Annotated in this window: 20 protein-coding genes and 1 pseudogene; 12 read left to right on the forward strand and 9 right to left on the reverse strand. The window is 62.5% G+C overall.

Annotated elements, in window-relative coordinates:
• Window positions 1-130 precede the first annotated feature (130 nt).
• A complete protein-coding gene (gene prmB, locus NJG22_RS02760) occupies window positions 131-1,039 on the reverse strand; it encodes a 50S ribosomal protein L3 N(5)-glutamine methyltransferase (RefSeq protein WP_253092354.1) in 909 nt (302 codons plus the stop codon).
• A 179-nt stretch (window positions 1,040-1,218) separates the two neighbouring features.
• Between prmB and NJG22_RS02765 the strand changes: the two genes are divergently transcribed.
• The 5 genes from NJG22_RS02765 (at window position 1,219) to NJG22_RS02785 (ending at window position 4,030) form a co-directional block, all read left to right on the forward strand.
• Window positions 1,219-1,809: a cysteine hydrolase family protein gene (locus tag NJG22_RS02765; RefSeq protein WP_217853514.1), complete on the forward strand. Its 591-nt coding sequence runs from the start codon at window positions 1,219-1,221 to the stop codon at window positions 1,807-1,809.
• A gap of 90 nt (window positions 1,810-1,899) precedes the next feature.
• Window positions 1,900-2,220, forward strand: coding sequence for a hypothetical protein (locus NJG22_RS02770; RefSeq protein WP_253092356.1), 321 nt, complete (start codon window positions 1,900-1,902; stop codon window positions 2,218-2,220).
• Window positions 2,221-2,424: 204 nt separating this feature from the next.
• Window positions 2,425-2,985, forward strand: coding sequence for a Smr/MutS family protein (locus NJG22_RS02775; protein WP_217853512.1), 561 nt, complete (start codon window positions 2,425-2,427; stop codon window positions 2,983-2,985).
• A gap of 69 nt (window positions 2,986-3,054) precedes the next feature.
• Window positions 3,055-3,600 carry a GTP cyclohydrolase I FolE gene (gene folE, locus NJG22_RS02780; protein ID WP_134693722.1) on the forward strand — a complete coding sequence of 182 codons (546 nt, stop codon included), beginning with the start codon at window positions 3,055-3,057 and terminating at the stop codon, window positions 3,598-3,600.
• A 58-nt stretch (window positions 3,601-3,658) separates the two neighbouring features.
• Window positions 3,659-4,030 (forward strand): glutathione S-transferase N-terminal domain-containing protein, encoded by a 372-nt coding sequence (locus NJG22_RS02785; protein ID WP_253092358.1) that lies wholly within the window; start codon window positions 3,659-3,661, stop codon window positions 4,028-4,030.
• Window positions 4,031-4,196: 166 nt separating this feature from the next.
• Here NJG22_RS02785 and NJG22_RS02790 read toward each other — a convergent pair whose 3' ends face one another.
• Window positions 4,197-4,799: a glutathione S-transferase family protein gene (locus NJG22_RS02790; protein ID WP_253092359.1), complete on the reverse strand. Its 603-nt coding sequence runs from the start codon at window positions 4,797-4,799 to the stop codon at window positions 4,197-4,199.
• 146 nt (window positions 4,800-4,945) lie between these two features.
• On the opposite strand from NJG22_RS02790, the gene NJG22_RS02795 reads away from it, so the two are divergent.
• Window positions 4,946-6,136, forward strand: a complete 1,191-nt coding sequence (locus NJG22_RS02795) for a benzoate/H(+) symporter BenE family transporter (protein WP_253092361.1) — start codon at window positions 4,946-4,948, stop codon at window positions 6,134-6,136.
• A 154-nt stretch (window positions 6,137-6,290) separates the two neighbouring features.
• Here NJG22_RS02795 and NJG22_RS02800 read toward each other — a convergent pair whose 3' ends face one another.
• On the reverse strand, window positions 6,291-8,231 hold the full coding sequence (locus NJG22_RS02800; protein ID WP_253092363.1) for a methyl-accepting chemotaxis protein: 1,941 nt from the start codon (window positions 8,229-8,231) through the stop codon (window positions 6,291-6,293).
• A 130-nt stretch (window positions 8,232-8,361) separates the two neighbouring features.
• Window positions 8,362-9,759 (reverse strand): PLP-dependent aminotransferase family protein, encoded by a 1,398-nt coding sequence (locus NJG22_RS02805; RefSeq protein WP_253092365.1) that lies wholly within the window; start codon window positions 9,757-9,759, stop codon window positions 8,362-8,364.
• Window positions 9,760-9,876: 117 nt separating this feature from the next.
• Here NJG22_RS02805 and NJG22_RS02810 point away from each other — a divergent pair, with 117 nt between their 5' ends.
• On the forward strand, window positions 9,877-11,049 hold the full coding sequence (locus tag NJG22_RS02810) for an MFS transporter (protein ID WP_253092367.1): 1,173 nt from the start codon (window positions 9,877-9,879) through the stop codon (window positions 11,047-11,049).
• A 6-nt stretch (window positions 11,050-11,055) separates the two neighbouring features.
• Here the strand turns inward: NJG22_RS02810 and NJG22_RS02815 are convergent, their stop codons facing one another.
• Window positions 11,056-11,817: an SDR family oxidoreductase gene (locus NJG22_RS02815; RefSeq protein ID WP_253092369.1), complete on the reverse strand. Its 762-nt coding sequence runs from the start codon at window positions 11,815-11,817 to the stop codon at window positions 11,056-11,058.
• 175 nt (window positions 11,818-11,992) lie between these two features.
• Between NJG22_RS02815 and NJG22_RS02820 the strand changes: the two genes are divergently transcribed.
• Window positions 11,993-12,994 (forward strand): NADP-dependent oxidoreductase, encoded by a 1,002-nt coding sequence (locus NJG22_RS02820; protein WP_253092371.1) that lies wholly within the window; start codon window positions 11,993-11,995, stop codon window positions 12,992-12,994.
• 33 nt (window positions 12,995-13,027) lie between these two features.
• Here the strand turns inward: NJG22_RS02820 and pyrF are convergent, their stop codons facing one another.
• Window positions 13,028-13,729, reverse strand: coding sequence for an orotidine-5'-phosphate decarboxylase (gene pyrF / locus NJG22_RS02825; protein ID WP_253092373.1), 702 nt, complete (start codon window positions 13,727-13,729; stop codon window positions 13,028-13,030).
• A gap of 183 nt (window positions 13,730-13,912) precedes the next feature.
• Here pyrF and NJG22_RS02830 point away from each other — a divergent pair, with 183 nt between their 5' ends.
• Complete coding sequence (locus NJG22_RS02830) at window positions 13,913-14,080, forward strand: DUF2897 family protein (RefSeq protein ID WP_134693713.1); 168 nt, start codon at window positions 13,913-13,915, stop codon at window positions 14,078-14,080.
• Between the two features lie 55 nt (window positions 14,081-14,135).
• Here NJG22_RS02830 and NJG22_RS02835 read toward each other — a convergent pair whose 3' ends face one another.
• Window positions 14,136-14,462 (reverse strand): ComEA family DNA-binding protein, encoded by a 327-nt coding sequence (locus NJG22_RS02835; protein WP_253092624.1) that lies wholly within the window; start codon window positions 14,460-14,462, stop codon window positions 14,136-14,138.
• A gap of 363 nt (window positions 14,463-14,825) precedes the next feature.
• Window positions 14,826-15,608, reverse strand: a complete 783-nt coding sequence (locus tag NJG22_RS02840; RefSeq protein ID WP_253092375.1) for a hypothetical protein — start codon at window positions 15,606-15,608, stop codon at window positions 14,826-14,828.
• Between the two features lie 253 nt (window positions 15,609-15,861).
• Here NJG22_RS02840 and NJG22_RS02845 point away from each other — a divergent pair.
• Window positions 15,862-16,386 (forward strand): annotated as a pseudogene (locus tag NJG22_RS02845) (SOS response-associated peptidase family protein); the annotation flags it as partial.
• A gap of 659 nt (window positions 16,387-17,045) precedes the next feature.
• On the opposite strand, the gene NJG22_RS02850 reads toward NJG22_RS02845, so the two are convergent.
• Entirely contained in the window at window positions 17,046-17,678 is a 633-nt protein-coding gene (locus tag NJG22_RS02850) for an acyltransferase family protein (protein ID WP_253092377.1), read from the reverse strand.
• Window positions 17,679-18,197: 519 nt separating this feature from the next.
• Between NJG22_RS02850 and NJG22_RS02855 the strand changes: the two genes are divergently transcribed.
• Window positions 18,198-19,751 carry a polysaccharide pyruvyl transferase family protein gene (locus NJG22_RS02855; RefSeq protein ID WP_253092378.1) on the forward strand — a complete coding sequence of 518 codons (1,554 nt, stop codon included), beginning with the start codon at window positions 18,198-18,200 and terminating at the stop codon, window positions 19,749-19,751.
• Between the two features lie 609 nt (window positions 19,752-20,360).
• Window positions 20,361-21,161, forward strand: a complete 801-nt coding sequence (locus NJG22_RS02860) for an aldolase/citrate lyase family protein (RefSeq protein WP_253092380.1) — start codon at window positions 20,361-20,363, stop codon at window positions 21,159-21,161.

Consider the following 21,161-nt stretch of genomic DNA (forward strand, 5'->3'; position numbering starts at 1 on the left):
GAGCGGCCTGGTGTCGCGAAGGGCTGCGCAGCAGCCCCAGGATTTCGCTATTGACGCCAAGATCGCGGGGGCCGCTTTGCGGCCCTTTCGCGACACCAGGCCGCGCCTACAGGGGAGCGGTGTGGATCCGTCAGACCCGCGCCTTGAACAGCTCCTGATGCTGCCGGCACTGCTCGGCCGTCAGCATGAACACCCCGTGACCACCGCGCTCGAACTCCAGCCAGGCAAAGTCCACCTCGGGATAGAGCGACTCGACGTGCACCTGGCTGTTGCCCACCTCGACGATCATCAAGCCCTTCTCAGTCAAGTGGTCGGCCGCCTCGGCGAGCATGCGCCGCACCAGGTCCAGGCCATCGTTGCCACAGGCCAGGCCCAGCTCCGGTTCGTGGTGGTATTCGGCCGGCATGTCGCCGAAATCCTCGGCATCGACATACGGCGGGTTGGACAGGATCAGATCGAAACGCTGCCCCGGCAGCCCGCCGAAGCCATCGCCCTGCACGGTGTAGACCCGCTCATCGAGGCCATGGCGCTCGATGTTCTGGTTGGCCACCTCCAGTGCATCGAACGACAGGTCGGCCAACACCACCTCGGCCTCCTGGAACACCTCGGCGGCGACGATCCCGATGCAGCCGGAGCCGGTGCACAGGTCGAGGATGCGCGCAGGTTCGGCGGCCAGCCACGGCTCGAAGCGCTTCTCGATCAGCTCGCCAATGGGCGAGCGCGGTACCAGCACGCGCTCGTCGACGAGGAACGACATGCCGCAGAACCACGCCTCGCCCAGCAGGTAGGCGGTAGGCACGCGCTCCTCGATACGACGTTTGAGCAGATGCTGCAGGCGCACCCGCTCGTCATCCTCGAGCGCGCAATCCAGGTAGCTGTCGGCCACCTCCCACGGCAGGTGCACGGCGCCCAGTACCAGCAGGCGGGCCTCGTCCCAGGCGTTGTCGGCACCGTGGCCGAAGAACAGCTCGTGCTCATGGAAGCGGCTGACCGCCCAGCGGATGTGGTCGCGCAGGGTGCGCAGGCGGGATGTGATCACGGGGTACTCCTTTTCAGACAGGACAAAAGTCTAACAGCCCGCACCGCACAAATGTTCCCTGCGATAGCCGAACGGATAGCCACAAGCCAGTAATCATGCCGCCTGCAATGTCAACCATTCACATTGGCGCCAAGGCAAGGGAGAATAGGTAGACAAAAGCCCTACCCAAGGAGCCCTTGATGTCCGTTCCAACCACGATGTTCCGCCTCACCGGCCGCGACTACCCGCCGGCCAGGTTGAGCCAAGCCAGCCTGATCGTCATCGACGCGCAGAAGGAATACCTGAGCGGTCCGCTGGCGCTGTCGGGCATGGACGAGGCGGTGGCGAACATTGCCAGGTTGCTCGACGCTGCCCGCCAGGCGGGCCGGCCGATCATCCATGTTCGCCACCTCGGCACCGTCGGCGGTCGCTTCGACCCGCAGGGCCCGGCAGGCGAGTTCATCCCGGGCCTGGAGCCGCGCGATGGCGAAACCGTCATCGAAAAGCGCATGCCCAACGCCTTCAAGAACACCAAGCTGCATGAGACGCTGCAGGCCTTCGGCCCGCTGGACCTGATCGTCTGCGGCTTCATGAGCCATTCCAGCGTCAGCACCACCGTGCGCCGGGCCAAGGACTATGGTTATCGCTGCACCCTGGTGGAGGACGCCTCGGCCACCCGTGACCTGGCGTTCAAGGACAGCGTGATCCCCGCCGCGCAGATCCACCAGTGCGAAATGGCCGTGATGGCCGACAACTTCGCCTGCGTCGCCCCGACCGCCAGCCTGGTCTGAAGGCTGCAACCGCCCGGCGGACGGGCGGAACCCCGGGGTGGCCGGCAGGTCGAAATCCGGATCAGTGCTACCCGATCCTGAGGAATTCGAATGAAGCTCAAAGGCAGTTTCGATGCCAAGCGCCTGCGCCAGCGCGAACCCAGCAACTGGGGGGCGCGGGTTGCCGCCGCTTTTTCGGTGCTGCTGGCCACCCTGGGCATACTGCTCGCCATGGCCGGATTCGCCGGCCTGCTGGGCAATTACGCGGCCCTGGCCGAACTCAACGCCAACCGACCACTGGCGGCGATTCTGGTCTTGGTCGGGTTGTTGCTTCTGTGGATCGGCGTGCGCGTCTGGCGCCGCAGCCGCATCCGCCTGCGCCGTGGCCGCGAGCTGAACCTGTCGCCGCACCTGATGAAAAAGCACGACTGAAAGATTTACACATCCCCTGTAGGAGCGGCCTTGTGTCGCGAAAGGGCCGCGCAGCGGCCCCGGCGTTCCTTGCATCAACGCTGAAATCCTGGGGCCGCTTTGCGGCCCTTTCGCGACACAAGGCCGCTCCTACAGAGAACGCGAAACACAGGACTTCACTCAGGGCAGGACTCGCGTAAACTACGCCGCCCACGTGGAGGCAGCATGCAAGACGACGATTTTTCCCTGTTCAGCGCCGAGGTGCGCGGCGTCAAGCCGATCAAGCACGACCGCGCCGACGTCGGCAAACCCAAGGCCGACCGCCAGCAACTGGCCGACCTGCGCCAGGCGGCGACCATCCGCAGCGACCAGCCCCTGGTGATCGACGGCCTGTCCGACCAGTTCGTCATCGACGTCGGCGCCGAGGACGAGTTGATGTGGCGCCGCGATGGTGTTCAGGAAACCCAGATCCGCAAGCTCAAGCTCGGCCAGATCGCCTTCGAGGGCAGCCTCGACCTGCACGGCATGAGCGTCGAGAAGGCCCGCCAGACGCTGTGGGACTTCATCGCCGAAGCGACCAAGCTGGAAGTGCGCTGCGTGCGCGTCACCCACGGCAAGGCCGCGCGCCTCGACGGCAAGCGGCCGATGATCAAGAGCCACGTCAACACCTGGCTGCGCCAGCACCCGCAGGTGCTCGGCTTCGCCTCGTGCCAGGCCCGCCACGGCGGCACCGGCGCGGTGTACGTGATGCTCAAGCGAACCATGCTCGAAGGCCGCGACGAGTGACATCGCGCTTGCAGCGCCGCCGCCGCCGCCGTACCCTTCGTCTTTGCGAAATTTTCCACAGGTAGATCCATGTCCCTGGAACAGAACTACACCGCGATCCTCAGCCAGCTGGGCGAGGACGTTACCCGCGAGGGCCTGCTCGACACGCCCAAGCGGGCCGCGAAGGCCATGAAATACCTTTGCCGCGGTTACGAGCAAACCCTGGAGGAAGTGACCAACGGCGCGTTGTTCACCTCCGACAACAGCGAAATGGTGCTGGTCCGGGATATCGAGCTGTATTCGATGTGCGAACACCACATGCTGCCGTTCATCGGCAAGGCCCATGTGGCCTACCTGCCCAAGGGCAAGGTGCTGGGCCTGTCCAAGGTCGCGCGGATCGTCGACATGTTCGCCCGCCGCCTGCAGATCCAGGAAAACCTCAGCCGCCAGATCGCCGAGGCCGTGCAGCAGGTTACCGGTGCCGCTGGCGTGGCGGTGGTGATCGAGGCCAAGCACATGTGCATGATGATGCGCGGCGTCGAAAAGCAGAACTCGACCATGCTCACCTCGGTGATGCTCGGCGAATTCCGCGACAACGCCGCCACCCGCAGCGAGTTCCTCAGCCTGATCAAGTGATCGGCACAGGTTCCGAGCCGGCCCCTTGCGGCCGGCTTTTTCATTTCAGGAGTCAAGCATGATCGTCAAAGCCCTGCGGGTCGGCCTCGGCCAGCTCATCGTGTTCGCTGACTGGCTCAGCCGCCCGGCCAAGAAGAAGCGCGACGCGGCGGCCCAGGCCCTTGTGGAGCAGCAGGCCAAGGGCCTGGCGCTGTACCAGTTCCATGCCTGCCCGTTCTGCGTCAAGACCCGCCGCGCCCTGCACCGCCTGAACGTGCCGGTGGCACTGCGCGATGCGAAGCACGACGCGCAGCACCGTCAGGCGCTGCTCGAAGGCGGCGGCCGGGTGAAGGTGCCGTGCCTGCGTATCGAAGAGGATGGCAAGGTGACCTGGATGTATGAGTCCAAGGACATCATTGCCTATCTGGACAAACGCTTCGCGGCGGTCTGACAGCACGTACACAGCCCCTGTAGGAGCGGCCTTGTGTCGCGAAAGGGCCGCAACGCGGCCCCAGGATCTCAGCGTCTACACCTAAATCGCCGGGGCCGCGTTGCGGCCCTTTCCGACCGGTCCGACGCCTCGGCAAGGCCGCGCCTCCACAGAGGGCGACAGTGAGTCAATCCACCATCGGCACATGCCGAGGATGGCTGGCCACCCGTGCCAGCCAGGCTTGCACTGCCGGATAAGCAGAAAGATCAAACCCGCCTTGCTGCGCCACGTGGGTGTAGGCATACAACGCCACATCGGCGATCGAGTACTGCTCGCCCACCAGGTACGGGGTCATTACCAGCTGCTTGTTCATCACCTTGAGCGCCTTGTAGCCGCCCTTGTGCAGCTTGCGATACTCCTCCAGCCGCTCATCCGGCAGCCCCAGGTAGAACTGGATGAACCGCGCCACGGCGATGTAAGGCTCATGGCTGTATTGCTCGAAGAACTGCCACTGCAGCACCTGGGTACGCAAACGCGGCTCGCTGGGCAGGAACTCGCTGCCGTCGGCGAGAAAGTTGAGAATCGCGTTGGATTCCCACAGGCAGGTACCGTCCTCCAGCTTGAGCACCGGCACCTTGCCGTTAGGGTTCATGGCCAGGAACTCGGGGGTTTCGGTTTCTCCCTTGAGAATATCCACCGGGTGCCATTCATAGGGGCGGCCCAGCAGGCTCAGCATCAGCTTGACCTTGTAGCAGTTGCCCGATTGGTAATCCCCATAGACCTTGTACATCACCCCTCCCCTGTTCACGCAGTTGCGTAGTAATGGCCAATAGTTGGCGACTGTACGGCTAAATGCAATGGTTGCTGTATGGCACCGGTCAGCCCGGCCCGCGGTAGCCTGCAAAAATTGCTTACATCCACAACAAGGAATGCCCCATGACCGATGCCACCTCCGCGCGCCTGCGGCCGCTGGCGGACAGCTCCCCGTCGGCGATCGTCGCTGGCTTCATCGCCATGCTCACCGGCTATACCAGCTCCCTGGTGCTGATGTTCCAGGCCGGCCAGGCCGCAGGCCTGACCAGCGCGCAGATCTCTTCGTGGATCTGGGCCCTGTCGATCGGCATGGCAGTGTGCAGCATCGGCCTGTCGCTGCGCTATCGCACGCCGATCACCGTGGCCTGGTCGACCCCCGGCGCGGCGCTGCTGATCACCAGCCTGGGCGGGGTGAGCTATGGCGAGGCGATCGGTGCCTACATCACCTGCGCCGTGCTGGTGCTGATCTGCGGCCTGACCGGCAGCTTCGAACGCCTGGTGCGGCGCATCCCCGCCTCGCTGGCCTCGGCCTTGCTGGCCGGCATCCTGTTCAAGATCGGCAGCGAGATCTTCGTCGCCGCCCAGCATCGCACGTTGCTGGTGCTGGGCATGTTCTTCAGCTACCTGCTGGTCAAGCGCCTGTCGCCGCGCTACTGCGTGCTCGCCGCGCTGCTGGTCGGCACCGCGCTGTCCGGGGCCTTGGGGCTGCTGGACTTCAGCGGCTTCCAGCTGGAGGTGGCCAGCCCGGTGTGGACCACGCCAAGCTTCTCGCTGGCGGCGACCATCAGCATCGGCATCCCGCTGTTCGTGGTGGCCATGACCTCGCAGAACATGCCCGGGGTTGCCGTGCTGCGCGCCGATGGCTACCAGGTACCGGCCTCGCCGCTGATCTCGGCCACCGGCTTCGCCTCGCTGCTGCTGGCGCCGTTCGGTTCGCACGGGGTCAACCTGGCGGCGATCAGCGCGGCGATCTGCACCGGGCCGCATGCCCATGAAGATCCGGCCAAGCGCTATACCGCGGCGGTGTGGTGCGGGATCTTCTATGGCATCGCTGGCACCTTTGGCGCCACCCTGGCGGCGCTGTTCGGTGCCCTGCCCAAGGAGCTGGTGTTGTCGATCGCCGCGCTGGCACTGTTCGGCTCGATCATGAACGGCCTGAGCGTGGCCATGGGCGAAGCCCGCGAGCGCGAGGCGGCGCTGATCACCTTCATGGTCACGGCGTCGGGGTTCACCCTGTTCTCGATCGGCTCGGCGTTCTGGGGCATCGTCGCCGGGGTGCTGACCCTGCTGATCCTCAGCCCGCGCAAGGGCTGAAGCCCAACCCAGATCCACTGTAGGAGCGGCCTTGTGTCGCGATGGGGCGCGTAGCGGCCCCAAATTTCAGCTGCGCCGCGTAGATCGCCGGGGCCGCTTCACGGCCCTTCCCGACCGGTCCGACGCCTCGGCAAGGCCGCTCCTACAGGCTCCCTCACAGCCTGAAGTGCCCCACCATCCCCTTCAGATCATTGCCCAGCTGGGCCAACTCGACGCTTGAACGGGCATTGTCCCCCATCGCCAGCGCCGCCTGATCGGCACTGCCACGGATCTGCGTGACGCTGCGGCTGATCTCCTCGGCCACCGAGCTTTGCTGCTCGGCCGCGGCGGCGATCTGCTGGTTCATCTGCTGGATCAACGACACCGCCGCGGCAATGCTGCCCAGCGCGCTTTCGGTCTGCAGCGCATCCGCCACCGCCAGGCGTACCAGCTCGGTACTGCCACGGATCTGCGTCACCGACTGCTGGGCATTGCCGCGCAGGCTGGCGACCAGCCGTTCGATCTGTTCGGTGGACTGCCGGGTACGCCGGGCCAGGGCGCGCACCTCGTCGGCGACCACGGCAAAACCCCGCCCCTGCTCGCCGGCCCGTGCCGCCTCGATGGCCGCGTTGAGCGCCAGCAGGTTGGTCTGTTCGGCCACGCTCTTGATCACCTCGAGCACATCGCCAATGGTATGAATCTCGGCGCTGAGGCTGTCGATACCGCTGCTGGCGGTCTCAGCCGCCGCCGCCAATTGCTCGATGCGCTGCATGCCCTGGCGCACCACCTGCTGCCCGGACACGACCCGCTCATCGGCGGCCTGGGCCGCTTGCGCCGCCTGCTCGGCGTTACGCGCCACATCGTGGACCGTGGCGGTCATCTGCTGCATGGCAGTGGCCACCTGTTCGGTCTCGTCCTTCTGGCTGCCGACCTCGCGATTAGTCTGCTCGGTCACCGCCGACAGCGCCTGGGCGCTGCCCGCCAGTTGCTCGATGCCCTGTTGCAAGCCACTGACGATGCCCGACAAACCCTCGGCCATCTGCTGCATGGCCAGCTGCAATTGGCCGACTTCGTCGCCGCGCGCTGCCTGGGCCTGCATCGCCAGCTCGCCGGCGGCAATCCGCCGGGCCTGGCTGATCACCCGCCGCAACGGCGCGACCACGGCACGGGTGATCAGCCAGGCCGCGAGCACCCCCACCAGCAACGCCAGCACAGCGGCAAGGGCAATGGCCAGGGCGTTGTGCGTCAACTCAGCCTGCATGGCCTGCTCCTGGGTGGCATAGGCCTGGTCGACCCGCGCCGTGGCCTGCTCGGCACGGGCCTGCAACTGGTCCTTGATCCCTTGCTCCTGGCCGAGCAGGTCGGTGTACTCGTCGAGCTTTTCGGAAAAGCTGCCGATATGCCCGGCCACCTCGCCGAGCACGCTCTGGTAGCCGGCATCGACCACCGCCACCTTGAGCTGCTCGACCAGGCTGGCCGCTTCCACGGTCTGGGCGATACGACCTTGCGTCAGCGCCTCACTGCCCTTGCGGCTCTGCTCCAGGCGCACCCGCGCTTCATCCATGGCCTGCAACATCAACCGCGCCACCTGCGCCACCTGCCCGGCCTGCTCGAGGAATTCACTGCCCTGCTGGCCCTGGGACTGCTTGAGGGTATAGGTGCCGTCGTCGGCCAGGCCGGCCTGCAGCACATCGAGGTTGTTGGCCACGCTGGACACCGACCAGCTGGCCATGTCCAGGGCCAGCTCCTTGGCCTGCACCGCCTGGACGAACTGCTCGAAGGCCTGGCCATAGCCGCCCAGGTCGGCTTCGGCCGAGGCCAGCGCCGGCACGCCGCGAGCGCGCTCGATCAAAGCCTGCAAGCCGCTGCGCAGGGCCTCGGCCTGCTTGGGGTCGGAACGCAGGGCGAAGGCCTGCTCGTGCTGGCGCAGCTTGAGCAGGTCGGTATTGAACTGGGCCATCTGCCGCAGCCCATCGAAGCGCTGGCCGACGCTGGCCAGGGCGTACACGCCGATGCCAGCCACCACCAGGGTGAGCAGCAGCACCAGGGCAAAGCCCAGGCCCAGCTTGCGCGCCATGCCCAGGTTGGCCAATACACCCTGCTTGGACACCGTCATCGCCAATCCCCCCTGGGTTTGCTCGGCGAACAATCGCCTGCCCGCAATGGCCCAAGAGTGACAACCACGCCACGCCCCTCACAAGAGGGCGACGGCGCAATGGTGTCATTTGGCTATGAAGGTGTCGTTTTCAGCTCGCTGAAGGTCGCCCCGCATGCTGGAAGAACGCCTGGGCCCGCACATCCTGCCCATACGCGACATTGATACGCAGCCAATCGCTGGCCCGCCCCTGCGGGTCGAAGGCGCTGCCTGGGGTCAACAGGACCGAGTGTTCCAGCGCCAAGGCATCCAGCTCGGCGAAATCACGGCCGGGCACCCGCGCCCAGACGAACATGCCGCCGAAGGGTTCGCAGAACACCTCCCAGCCGCAGGCTTCCAGTTGCCCGAGCACCCTGGCCATGTGCTGCGCCAGGCGCAAACGCAGGCGCTGCACGCTCTTGCGGTAGCTGCCATTGGCGAGCATCTGCCCGACCACCTGCTCGGCAAAGCGCGAGGTGCCAATGCCACTGACCATCTTCAGTTCCGCCAAGCGGGCGACCAGCGCCGGGTCCGCCACCAGGTAGCCGACCCGCAGCGAGCTGCTGAGGGATTTGGACAGGCTGCCCAGGTAGATCACCCGCTGTTCGCTGTCCAGGGTACTCAAGCGCGTCGCCGGCCCCTCCTGAAAATCCGCGTACAGGTCATCCTCGATGATCCGCAGGTCGTGCTCACGGGCCAGTTCCAACAGGCGATAGGCGACCTTCGGGGTCAGGCTGGTGCCGGTGGGGTTCTGGTACAGGCTGTTGATGAACAGGCAGCGCGGCCGATGCCCGGCCAGCAACTGCTCGAGCACCGCCAGGTCGGGGCCGGTGGCGGTACGCGGCACCTCGAGCATGCGCACCCCATGCAGGCGCAACAGGTTGTAGAGGTTGTAGTAGCCGGGGCGCTCCACCAGCACGGTGTCGCCCGGCACCAGCAGCGTGCGCACCAGCAGGTCGAGGGCGTGGCTGGCGCCCTGGGTGGTGACGATGCACTCGGGCTCAGCGCAAATGTCCAGGCGCGCCAAGCCCTTGTGCAATTGCAGGCGCAGGCTGGCCAGGCCCTGGGGCGGGCAATAGTCGAACAGCGCCTCGGCGGCGCCCCGGCTGACCTGGCGGATCGCCTGGGCCAGCTCGGCCTCGGCGCGCCAGGCCACCGGCAACCAGCCGCAGCCGAGCTTGAGCACATCAGCATGCCCCTCGTGAAACTGCCGCCAGCGACCGTCCGCGGCCTCCCCCCAGGACTCGCCAGCATCGCGCTGCACGCCCGCCTTGCGCTCGGCGACGAAGAAGCCGGCGCCATGCCGCGCCTCCAGCCAGCCGCTGGCCACCAGCCGGTCATAGGCCTCGATGACACAGGACGCGCTCACCGCCTGGCTGCGCGCCAGGGCGCGAATCGACGGTAAACGCGTGCCGGGGCGCAGGCGCTGCTGTTCGATCCAGGCCAGCAACTGTTCGCTCAGTTGCTGGACCAGCGGTGTGCGAAGATGACGATCCAGGGTGAAGTGCATGGCAAGTGTTCGCTGATTTCAGGCGAACAGTTAAGCATAAATGCGCACGGAGTGTGCCTTGGCGAGCCCAGGCACCAGGCACCATCCTGTGCGCAAACCACCGTACGGACATGCCCGATGCCCAGTCGCCACGCCCCAGCCCTGCTGGCTTTCGCCCTCTGCCTGATCACCCTCGCGGTCAACCTGCAGGCGCCGTTGTACATCACTTACGCCGAGCTTTCCGGGCACGGCGCCGCGGCCACCGCCGTGGCCTTCTCCGGCTATGTGCTCGGCGTGCTGCCGGTGCTGCTGGCCCTTGGCGGGCTGGCCGACCGGGTCGGGCGCCGGCCGCTGATACTGGTCGCCCTCGCCCTGTCGATGCTCGCCACGCTGATCATGCTGTTGTCGCCGAGCCTCGCCTCACTCGGCGTGGCGCGCCTGTTCCTGGGCCTGGGCACCGGCCTGGCCTCGGCTACCGCCACCGCCTACATGGGCGAGTTGATGGCGCCTGGCGCCAGCGGCCAGGCCGCCACCTGGGTAACCGCCAGCACCTCGCTGGGCTTCGGCCTGGGCGCGGCGCTGACCAGCCTGTTCCTGCTGGCCGGCCCGACCCTGACCCCAGGCAGCTTCCACCTGCAGCTGGCGCTGGCCGCCCTGGCCCTGCTGCTGGTATGGCGCCTGCCCGACCCGCGCCCGGCGCAACGCGGCGCCATGCTGCGCCTGCCCTGCTACCCCGCCGGCAGCCTGGCCTATGGCCTGGCGATCCTGCTGGCCTGGGCCTGCGTCGGCCTGGTCATCGCCCTGCTGCCGGGGATTTTGCGCCAGCACGGCCTGAGCGCCTGGTCCGGGTTCTCGACCTTCTGCGTGATCAGTTGCGGGCTGCTGTTCCAGCCCCTGGCGCGGCGCATGGCCAGCGTCCGGGCAACGTTGCTCGGCCTGCTGATATTGCCGTGCAGCTATGCCCTGCTGGCCTGGGGCGCCGACCGCGGCAACCTGGCCGGGGTGTTGCTGGGCGCGTTCGCCGCCAGCAGTGCCTGCTACGGCTTCATCTACCTGGGCGGGCTGGCGGCGGTGAACCAGTTGGCCGGCAGCGAGAAGACCCGGGCCAGCGCCGGGTTCTTCCTGCTGGCCTACCTGGGGTTCAGTCTGCCGGTGATCTTCACCGGGCTGCTCAGCGACCATCTGGGGCCACGGATGGCACTGATGGTGTTCGGCGGTCTGTTGGTGCTGGGGTGCGCGGCGGTGGCCCTGGCCTTGTGGCGATCGGCCCAGGCCCTCGCGCGGGTAGATGCCTGCTCCCGCACCGCCTGATCGCCCTCAGATCGCCAGGGCGCCGCCGTCGACGGTGAGGCTGTGCCCGGTGGTGAACGCCGCGCCATCGCTGCACAGGTACAGCACCGCGCTGGCAATCTCCTCGACCTTGCCGATGCGCCCGACCGGGTGCATCGCTGCGGCGAACTCGGCCTTGCGCGGGTCGGCCTGGTAGGCGCGGCGGAACATATCGGTGTCGATCACCGCCGGGCACACCGCGTTGACCCGGATCCCCTTCTTCGCATACTCGATGGCCGCCGACTTGGTCAGGCCGATCACCGCATGCTTGGAAGCGGCATAGATGCTCATCTTCGGCGCCGCCGACAGCCCGGCCACCGAGGCGGTGTTGACGATCGCGCCACCGCCCTGGGCCAGCAGCAACGGCAGTTGGTATTTCATGCACAGCCACACACCCTTGACATTGACGCCCATGATCGCGTCGAACTCGGCCTCGCTGCCCTCCGCCAGGCGCCCCTTCTCGATCTCGATACCGGCGTTGTTGAAGGCGTAATCGAGCCGGCCATAGGCCGTGATGACCTGCTCGTGCAGCTGGCGCACGTCGCGGTCACAGGTGACATCGCAGGCGACGAACAGCGCCTCGCCGCCAGCCTGGCGAATCAGCGCCACGCTGGCTTCACCGCCGGTCGCGTCACGGTCGGCCACCACCACCTTGAGCCCCTCGGCGGCGAATGCCTGGGCCGTCGCCCGACCGATGCCCGCCGCGCCGCCGGTGACCAGGGCAACCTGGCCGGAGAAAGTCATGCTCATCGCTGGCTCCTGCAAAAGGATGGAAAGTCGTGGCTGAGTCTAGTCAGGGCACCGCCGGGCTGGGCAGCATCATCAGGGGCACGGTTGGACTACTATCGTTCGCGGTGATCTTGCGTGACGCGGCCCATTCAACCCGCCGATCATCAGCCCCTCACACTCGTTCAGGAGAACCGCCATGCCCCACACCAACCGCCGTTTCCTGCTGACCAAGCGCCCGGTGGGCGCCGTGCGCCGTGACGACTTCACCTACGAGCAGGTGCCCGCCAGCGAGCCGGGGGAAGGCCAGGTGCTGGTGAAGAACCTCTACCTGTCGCTGGACCCGGCCATGCGCGGCTGGATGAACGAAGGCAAGTCCTACATCCCGCCCGTGGCCCTGGGCCAGGTCATGCGGGCCCTTGGCGTGGGCGAAGTGGTCAGTTCCAATCATCCGGACTACAAGCCCGGCGACCATGTCAGCGGCGCCCTTGGCGTACAGGACTACTTCAGCGGCGAGCCCCAGGGGCTGCACAAGATCGACCCGCGCCTGGCGCCGCTGCCCCGCTACCTGTCGGCCCTGGGCATGACCGGCATGACCGCCTACTTCGCCCTGCTCGACGTCGGCCAGCCCAAGGCCGGGGACACCGTGGTGATCTCCGGCGCGGCCGGCGCGGTCGGCAGCATTGCCGGGCAGATCGCCAAGCTCAAGGGCTGCCGCGTGGTGGGCATCGCCGGTGGCGCGCAAAAATGCCAGTACCTGCGCGACGAACTGGGCTTCGATGGCGTGATCGACTACAAGGCCGAGGACGTGCTGGCCGGCCTCAAGCGCGAATGCCCCAAGGGCGTGGATGTGTACTTCGACAACGTCGGCGGCGAGATCCTCGACGCGGTGCTCTCGCGCCTGAATTTCAAGGCGCGGGTGGTGATCTGCGGCGCCATCAGCCAGTACAACAACAAGGAGGCGGTCAAGGGCCCGGCCAACTACCTGTCACTGCTGGTCAATCGCGCGCGCATGGAAGGCTTCGTGGTGATGGACTACGTCAAGGAGTACGGCAAGGCCGCGCAAGAGATGGCCGGCTGGCTGGCCAGCGGCAAGGTCAAGAGCAAGGAAGATGTGGTGGAAGGCCTGGAGACCTTCCCCGAAACCCTGCTCAAGCTGTTCAGCGGGGAGAATTTCGGCAAGCTGGTGCTGAAGGTCTGAGATCAGCAGCCAGCCCGCCCCCCAGCCCCTGATTCAACCGCGGATCTCGGCCACCACGGCCGCCAGCGCCCGGGCCGGATCCGCCGCCTGGCTGATCGGACGGCCGATCACCAGGTAATCGGAACCCGCATCCAGGGCCTGGCGCGGGGTCAGGATACGGCGCTGGTCATCCTGGGCGCTGCCGGCCGGGCGAATGCCCGGGGTCACCAGCTGCAGCGACGGATGCGCCGCCTTCAGCGCCGGCGCCTCCAGTGCCGAGCATACCAGGCCGTCCATGCCAGCCTTCTGCGCCAGTGCCGCCAGACGCAGCACCTGCTCCTGCGGGTCGACATCCAGGCCGATACCGGCCAGGTCCTCGCGCTCCATGCTGGTCAGCACCGTCACGCCAATCAGCAACGGCTGCGGGCCGCTGCGCTTGGCCAGCTCTTCACGGCAAGCCGACATCATGCGCAGGCCACCGGAGCAGTGCACGTTGACCATCCACACGCCCATCTCGGCCGCGGCCTTGACCGCCATGGCGGTGGTGTTGGGGATATCGTGGAACTTGAGGTCGAGGAACACTTCGAAACCCTTGCTGCACAGGGTCTCGACGATACCCGAAGCGCTGCTGGTGAACAGTTCCTTGCCCACCTTGACCCGGCACAGGGCGGGGTCGAGCTGGTCGGCCAGCTTCAGGGCGGCGTCACGGGTAGGGAAATCCAGGGCGACGATCAGGGGCGTCTGGCAGGCGGACATGGGCAGGAGTCTCTTGGCAAGTCGTAAACGGCGCGCATTGTAAACGAAGTGGGGCCGGGTTGGGGGCCGCAGGTCATGAGAATTGGCCCGCCGAAGCGCGACTCCTATAATGGAACCAACACCTGCCAGCACGGCTCGAATGCCATGCAAGCAGCGCCCTATACACGCTCAGGAGGAATTTCGATGCCTTGGTATGCCTGGTTGATACTTGTCATCGCACTCGGGTCGATCGTCGGCGGGTTGCTGCTGCTGCGCGATACGGCGAAAAAGCTGCCATTGACCGACGAGCAGTTGAAGAAGGTGCATGAGCGCAATGCCGAGGCCGATGCCAAGGATGCGCAAGAGCGCTGAACCGCCCCTCCCCTCACAGCCGACCGCCTCGCGGCTGGCCGGCTGCCTCGCACGCTTACTCGATGGTCAGTTTGTCACGGTTGCGGTCCAGCAACGCCTTGCCAATGCCCTTGATTTCCAGCAACTCATCCACCGACGCAAATGGCCCGTGCTCGTCGCGGTACATCACGATGGCGTCAGCCTTGGCCTTGCCAATGCCGTTGAGCGCCTTTTGCAAGGTCGCGGCGTCGGCGGTGTTGAGATTCAGCTTAGCCGGGGAAGCTGCAGTGGCAACCACTGGCACCACCGGTTCGACAGTTGCGGTGGCAGGGGCCGCGGTGACAGAAAACGCCAAGCTTGCAAATAGCGCAAGCAGCAGATGGGAAAGGACGATATTGCGCATCATGTTCACTCCTGTGGCTCAATGGGTTGGCAGCGTTTCCGTGGCTGCCTGCTCAAGCTAGCAAGGGGTGGATGCGCGTGCGATGCGGCAAGTATTGCAAAAATCAACTTGGTTGAAGCTGCCACCAAGCCAGCAAACCCTGCCTGACAGGGCGTTCGAGTGGAGCTCTGACGGCTGAGGGTGCGCTTGCCTACAGCGCCAGTGTATTGCGCCTAAATCCTCAACGGAAATAACCAGCGCCAATAGGCTCGTTTACAACTTCGCCCCTTCAGCTCCACCCAGGACAACCTGTAGGACCAGCCTTGCCGGCGAAGCGCCGCACAAGCGGCGCACGATCCTTACCGGATCATCCTCGCTAAACGCTTAGCGCATACCCCCTGCAGGCAGCAACGAATCGCCGAGCTCGACGGGATCGGTCGCAGTGTTGTTGCGAGCGATATCGACTGCGACCAGCACCGCCGCCAGCGCGATGAACATTTCGTAAATGAAGCCCACGTTGAACAGCACCACATCGACAAAAATGAAGCAGACCGAGTGCAGGAAGAAAAACGCGAGAAACCCCGTACTGGCGACCGGCATGTCACGCAGCAGGCGCATCGACCTGAACGCGCCGGACGTCTTCAGCAACGGCAAGCCCAGCCAAAGGCCGGACAAGAACAAGTAGAACAGCGGGTTGAGCAGGTGCGAAACGTTTTCCAGGTAATAGTAGTAACTGGCTTCACTACTGACCCCAAGGATTTCCGCGACATTGATGTTGTGCAGGTTCGTCTCGCCCTGGGCATTGTGCGAGGTCAGCAACGGCACGGCGTCGGTGTAATCGAACCAGTGGTAGCCCCAGCTGGTTTCTTCACCGAACGCGAACAGGCTGACAGCGGCGTAGAGGGCTAGCCAGCAGCGCTCCACGGTGGAACGCGAACGCATGAACAGGCTGCCGAACAGGCCGAACGCAACGGCCCAAAGCACCGCGGACAGCACCTCGAGGAAGGAGTCTTCATTGGTGCTCAGGATCTGCTCGGTGACCAGCCATTTGAGGGACGAGGACTCGACCCAGGCGTAGTTATCGACAGCACAGAGGAGGTACAACGCTACTACGAATACAACGGAAGCACCCAGGTAGGGGGGCTTCGACAGCCACTTCGAAATCATTGAGTTAATTGTCCATTTTTCGTGCTACTTGCTTGCACGGTATCCATTGATATCTGACTGTGTATCGGCAGCCTTGTGACATTCTTGAGACGTCAAGAACCGCACCAATAAGAATGAGGTATATTATCACTTAGCAGCAATAGCAAAATGCCACCAGCCATCAAAGCGTCGCATCATACACGTAATGCATAAGTTTGAGCGATCAATGGCACGCACTCCATGAGTCTCATCGAAGCATGCCGGAGGCCTGGCCGGCCGGTACAACGTTGTGCTGACTATTAAGGTCGCCATGTTTTGAGTAGGTGGCGCAGGCCCAAGGGAACCTGGTGAGATGGGGAGGGCAGCCGTACTGGAAGACCAGCGCCACTGCGCCGATCAATGCCCGCGCCGAGAAGCTGGGCACCGCCGGGCGATCTGGCCGCGCCGGGCCATTACACCGGTGGAAGGCTGGCATGAATGGTTTGATGAAGGCGGACCGAAGCAGCAGTACTGCATCCGTCGGCGGGACGGGCACCCTGCCCTCTGCGCAGCCATAGGCCAGTCTACCGAGGATGAGCATGACAGATTCGTGATCATCGCCGCCGACGCTCAAGACGGCGGCAGGTAGTGCTGCCGCCAGATCTGGCAGTCGAGTGGGTCGCGGCCGGCATGCCCAGCGAGCACGCCGAACAGATGGTGCTGAACCTCGGCGAGCCGGGCGAGACTTTCGCACCGCGTGGGCACTGCCGTGGGCAACATGCGGAATCAAGGCCCAGTACTGATGGAGCCGGATCAGTGACGAACCAGAGCTGGTGCCCAAGCGTGTAGAACTCGTAATCAGTCACAACCTGAGACGCTGATATGGCTCTGACGAGGCCGGCTACCGAGAAAACTCCAGATCTACTTGCTTATTAGTAGGAGCCGCTGCATCAGCCTTGCTGGATCCCGCTTGTCGCTTACTGTCAAAGCGCTTTTCAACCGACTCATAAAAGACGTAGGCGACAACCAGGATCAGGGCCAGCCCAACAGGGAAAGCGTATATAGCGTCTTTGATAGATAGCGTCGCCGGGTACAGCCGCCGGATCGACATTATTACTGGCTCGTGAAAAACGTAGATGCAGTAGGCTAGCAGCCCGCCGGTCGTTGATACCTTCCAGGCCCAGTCAGGAAAAATACTGCGCTGGCGCCTTGATACATCGAACAGGTAAATGATTAGGCCAATGCAAACAGCTGTAATTGCCGGCGCCCATGACAAGTAATACAGCCTTGTCGCGCTACCCGGGAACCCAGCGTAAGAGGCCATTTCAGGAAATGACCAAGACGAAAGGAAAATTTGAAATGCCACAGTCAAACCACCTGCTAGCAGCATTCCATGCCTTACATAACGACCGGATCGCACAGTTTTGTTTGCGAGAATCGCCGTCACCATACCAACCACAAAACAATCGACGTTTGCGATCAGTGGATAATATACATGGTCATGCCACAGCTCTGGGTCCCCAGTATGTAAAACTTCATATTTCCCAGGGCAAGTAGCAGGGCTGCGGCTACCGCCAGGATAACCGCCGGGCTTTTCGCAACCCTGCTCAAGAGCAGGAACAGCACTGGCGAAAGATGATAGAACTGAAATTCGGTACTTACCGTCCAAAGAGCGCCAATCAGCGCATTATCGTGCACATCGAACAACATGAACGACAGAATAGCGCTCCAGCCCTGATGCGTCCTTATATCATTTGATCCGGGGGATATAAGAACGCCGACCAATAGAATCGCCACAAAGTAAATAGGGAAAATACGCAACATTCTGTTTCGGTAAAACTTCTTAAGCCCGGCACCATCGACTGTGTGTCGACCACTTGCAAATCCCTTGCCCATGAGATACCCAGAGAGAGTGAAGAACATCCACACACCGTCCCACGGGGAGAAGGAAAGCAGATACCGAAGGGCCAGGTCAATCGAGCCTTGAGCTGGAGCAGCCGGCCCGTACACAACCATGAACCAGTGCCCCATGATGACATTGGCGCATGCAAGCGCGCGAAGACCAAGCAATGGGTCCCTCTCTGATCGCTCGGCCTGGTAGGCACCGACCATACGCGCAGGACGCTCATTCGTAGTGGGCATTTTAAAGACAGCAGCAATGAACCAAAAGAATAGCGCAGCCCGTACAATACGGGCCTTCTGGCCAGCTCCTGGCACAAATAGTGCTGTTCGATCAACGCACCCAATCGGTTCCGCAGCACGACCGGTCCCATCTCGACCAAGAAACGTTCACGGCGGGCCTACTTACGCTAACTGGCGTACTCGACATCGGAGAAATGGCTCATGGAATAGCGAAGGCCGGTTGACTGGGAGGCTAGGTCAGCACAGGTCAGACAGCCTGTGTCAATGTGATCGGAGAATCCCTAGCCGCCCGTACACTGCTTTACGAGTCGAGATTGAAAGGTCACCAGCCTCCGTGCGGCCAATGGTAATGTCACAATTGTTGGACGGATGGCGCATGACGAAGCATGCAAAAGTGTGGGATAGTCATCGCGGGATGCTGCTGAGGATGTTGCTATTACTTTAGCCTCTGCCGTCTGTTTCCATGGGTTTAGCCTGTTCAGGAATAGATTGGCCGTAGTTATTTTCTTCAGTGTTGCTGCTTGTGTGCGTGGCCGCCAGGCACTGCGAGAGAACGCCAAAGTGAAATTTACACCTTATTTTATTAATCACAATCTTTTTATCCATCCAGACACCCCCGACAACTTTGACGACCTTTACTCCGGCATTAATACCAACTCTGGAAACGGCTTGATCGCAACGAGCCTTGCTAAGATTCTTGGAATAAAAACCTACACCGGAGGCATAAAAAATATATTTACCTGCCACAAACATTATGTAAATTTCGAATATGCAAATGAAAAATACTCTCACGCAATACTTATTTTCGAAGATCATATAGGAGAGCAGTGGAATCATTCACCGTGGGCACGAATGCAGGGCGTGCTCGAAGCATTGGACTTGCCACTTATAGTGTTCAGCCTAGGTTGCTGCGGCGTAAACAAGACTCCTGACCAAGTCGTCAGCGAAATCTCCATGGAAGCAAGAAATTTTTTTAGCTTTCTGTCACGCAAAGCAGTTTCGATAGGTGTTCGAGGCGCCTTCACCGGACAGGTCATGGAGCTGTTAGGGATACGCAATTATCAGGTGGTTGGCTGCCCAACTTACTTCGAGGCTGGGCGAGACAGGGTGGTGGAGAGGCTTGAATTCACTGCCGAGTCAGCGGTTGTAGGTGTTGGACTATTCACTTCCAATACTGTCGAAAATGTCCACTATGTGTTGCAAAGCGAGGCGGAGTTATTGAGGGCACTGATTGATGTCGCCCCTGTCACACAACAAGATCTCAACTCATTTATGGCTGCACCTTGGCCTGACTACGCATCGAAACTCATGAGCGCACTTGCCTGTGACCGAGTCCGCTTTTTCACGGATCCTGCTGAGTGGAGAGACTACTTTGACGAGTCTGTTGCACTAACCGTAGGAACCCGTGTGCATGGGAGCATTGTCTCACTGAATAAAGGACGCCCAGCACTTGTGACTGCCGGGGATGTCCGAGCAGAAGAAATGTGTCGACTGTTCCAGATTCCGCATCTCCCAGGCGCGTACCTCGCCGATGCATCTCTAGCGGAGCTCGCTGATATGGCGGACCCCGCCGCACTTAATGCCGCGTACCCAGAGCTCTACGACAGCTTCATGTCGTGGCTCGTGAATGTGTGCGGCCTACCGATACCGGAAAAACCCTTAGAATTCATAGATTGGAGAGTTTATCGTGCAGCGTTGCTTCCCGGCCCTGTGGCGGCAGAGCGACTTCGCGGTGCATCTGCCGCGAATGAAATCCAGCGGCTCTCGCTGGACCTAAGCACGGCGACAAGTGAAAACCAGCGGCTCTCGCTGGACCTAAGCACGGCGACGAGTGAAATCCAGCGGCTTTCGCTGGATCTTAGTATGGAACTCGATCGGCAGATGAATCTTTCCGCTACTCTCGACAGGCTGTCGGCGCAGCATGAGGGTTTGTTAGACCGCACCTTGGATATTGAGCGTAGGCTGGCACTGCTGCACCAGAGCTGGAGCTGGAGGTTGACAAAGCCGCTTCGCTGGGCTCTGGCAGTAGTCCGGAAGCGGTAGGTGCGGATCATTTTTATCCTTGATATCCCCCAGGATCGATCATCTCCAGGCCAGCGCCGTTGCTGGCATCCCGCCTCTCAAAAAACAGGTGAAATTCCCCGTCAGCTCTGACAAAATGCAGCGGCGTTTTGTCAGAATGGCTAGGGATGCCAATAGCAGCGAAAGGCTTTGGATAGGTTGTCTAGAGCTTGTAGGAAAAGTCGCCAAGCAGCGATCAGGCAAGGCGAAAACAGGCGAGGAACGGTCGGAGTCGCACTCAGATTTTTGATTGCAAATGAGATTCCGAGCCTGTTTTCAACGCAGCATGATCGTCGCGCAGCCACTTTCGCACAAAGCATGGAACACAGGGTGTGTTTGCCTTGACTGATCAGAATTTTTTAACGGTTACTGCCGCTTTTCTGTTATTTGTATCGCTGGATACAGTACATTCCGTGCTCGCTCGGCGAGCAACTAAATTGCCATCTCGCTTGACGGGCGCTTTCCGTGTGTCTCGAGATTTTCATTTAACTGCCAGGGCCCGGATGTCGGGGTCTAATGTCCTGTGACTGTTCCTCATTGGCAAGCGGGTAAGTTCTGCCTGCCTGATAATATTTGAGTAAGGAGTGTCAAATGAATCGTCGTGAACGCCAGATGCTGGATCTGCTCAAGCGCGGTAAAGAGGAATATGGCTATCTCGCTGTCAAGGCCGAGTTCGAAGCTGAGGGGACTCGTGTTGACGAACTGTTGCGCCTGATCGAGCTCGCGCGCCGTGCTGACCTGGACATTGCTCTGAAGATCGGTGGCTGCGAGGCTATCCGCGACTTGCTGGAGAGCAAGCAAATTGGCGTTGAATATATTATCGCGCCGATGATCGAATCTCCTTATGCCGTGAAGAAATTCATCGAAGCAAAGAACAAGGTCTATACCAAGGAAGATCAGGAAGACACCAAGTTTCTCTTCAACCTTGAAACCATTACGGGCTTCAATAATCTGGATGGTTTGATCCAGGCTGCCGCGGTGCCAGGCGGCTTGGACGGCGTGGTGTTCGGTCGTGTCGATTTTTCGCTGTCGAACAATTACAGCCGTGATGACATCAATCACCCCAAAGTGACTGAGTACGCCCTGGTGACAGGCACCGCGGCCAAGGCTGCCGGGCTTGAGCTAGTGGTCGGTGGTGGTGTTTCCAGTGACGCGATCGAGGAGCTGAAAAAGCTCGAAGCTAATCACCTGGCACGTTTCGAGACCCGAAAAATCGTCTACGCGGCTGAATCGGTGCGCAATAGCAATATCGAAAATGGCCTGCTCAATGCCGTGCATTTCGAACTCTTGTGGCTGGAAAACAAGCGCGAGTACTACGGGCTGATCGAGAAGGAAGATGACAAACGCATCGCCATGCTCGACGCCCGCTGGAAATTGCTGGGTGGTCAATAA

It is taken from the genome of Pseudomonas sp. VA159-2, from assembly GCF_024126635.1.
Taxonomy (GTDB): Bacteria; Pseudomonadota; Gammaproteobacteria; order Pseudomonadales; family Pseudomonadaceae; genus Aquipseudomonas; species Aquipseudomonas muyukensis.

Bases quoted from the DNA above. Each gene is read 5' to 3' on its own strand.
- NJG22_RS02840 (WP_253092375.1), bottom strand. From the start codon at position 15,608: ATGATTTCGAAGTGGCTGTCGAAGCCCCCCTACCTGGGTGCTTCCGTT.
- NJG22_RS02785 (WP_253092358.1), top strand. From the start codon at position 3,659: ATGATCGTCAAAGCCCTGCGGGTCGGCCTCGGCCAGCTCATCGTGTTC.
- pyrF (WP_253092373.1), bottom strand. From the start codon at position 13,729: ATGTCCGCCTGCCAGACGCCCCTGATCGTCGCCCTGGATTTCCCTACC.
- NJG22_RS02770 (WP_253092356.1), top strand. From the start codon at position 1,900: ATGAAGCTCAAAGGCAGTTTCGATGCCAAGCGCCTGCGCCAGCGCGAA.
- NJG22_RS02850 (WP_253092377.1), bottom strand. From the start codon at position 17,678: ATGGTCGGTGCCTACCAGGCCGAGCGATCAGAGAGGGACCCATTGCTT.
- NJG22_RS02835 (WP_253092624.1), bottom strand. From the start codon at position 14,462: ATGCGCAATATCGTCCTTTCCCATCTGCTGCTTGCGCTATTTGCAAGC.
- NJG22_RS02810 (WP_253092367.1), top strand. From the start codon at position 9,877: ATGCCCAGTCGCCACGCCCCAGCCCTGCTGGCTTTCGCCCTCTGCCTG.
- NJG22_RS02830 (WP_134693713.1), top strand. From the start codon at position 13,913: ATGCCTTGGTATGCCTGGTTGATACTTGTCATCGCACTCGGGTCGATC.
- NJG22_RS02860 (WP_253092380.1), top strand. From the start codon at position 20,361: ATGAATCGTCGTGAACGCCAGATGCTGGATCTGCTCAAGCGCGGTAAA.
- NJG22_RS02805 (WP_253092365.1), bottom strand. From the start codon at position 9,759: ATGCACTTCACCCTGGATCGTCATCTTCGCACACCGCTGGTCCAGCAA.
- NJG22_RS02815 (WP_253092369.1), bottom strand. From the start codon at position 11,817: ATGAGCATGACTTTCTCCGGCCAGGTTGCCCTGGTCACCGGCGGCGCG.
- NJG22_RS02795 (WP_253092361.1), top strand. From the start codon at position 4,946: ATGACCGATGCCACCTCCGCGCGCCTGCGGCCGCTGGCGGACAGCTCC.
- NJG22_RS02765 (WP_217853514.1), top strand. From the start codon at position 1,219: ATGTCCGTTCCAACCACGATGTTCCGCCTCACCGGCCGCGACTACCCG.
- folE (WP_134693722.1), top strand. From the start codon at position 3,055: ATGTCCCTGGAACAGAACTACACCGCGATCCTCAGCCAGCTGGGCGAG.
- NJG22_RS02790 (WP_253092359.1), bottom strand. From the start codon at position 4,799: ATGTACAAGGTCTATGGGGATTACCAATCGGGCAACTGCTACAAGGTC.
- NJG22_RS02800 (WP_253092363.1), bottom strand. From the start codon at position 8,231: ATGACGGTGTCCAAGCAGGGTGTATTGGCCAACCTGGGCATGGCGCGC.
- NJG22_RS02775 (WP_217853512.1), top strand. From the start codon at position 2,425: ATGCAAGACGACGATTTTTCCCTGTTCAGCGCCGAGGTGCGCGGCGTC.
- NJG22_RS02820 (WP_253092371.1), top strand. From the start codon at position 11,993: ATGCCCCACACCAACCGCCGTTTCCTGCTGACCAAGCGCCCGGTGGGC.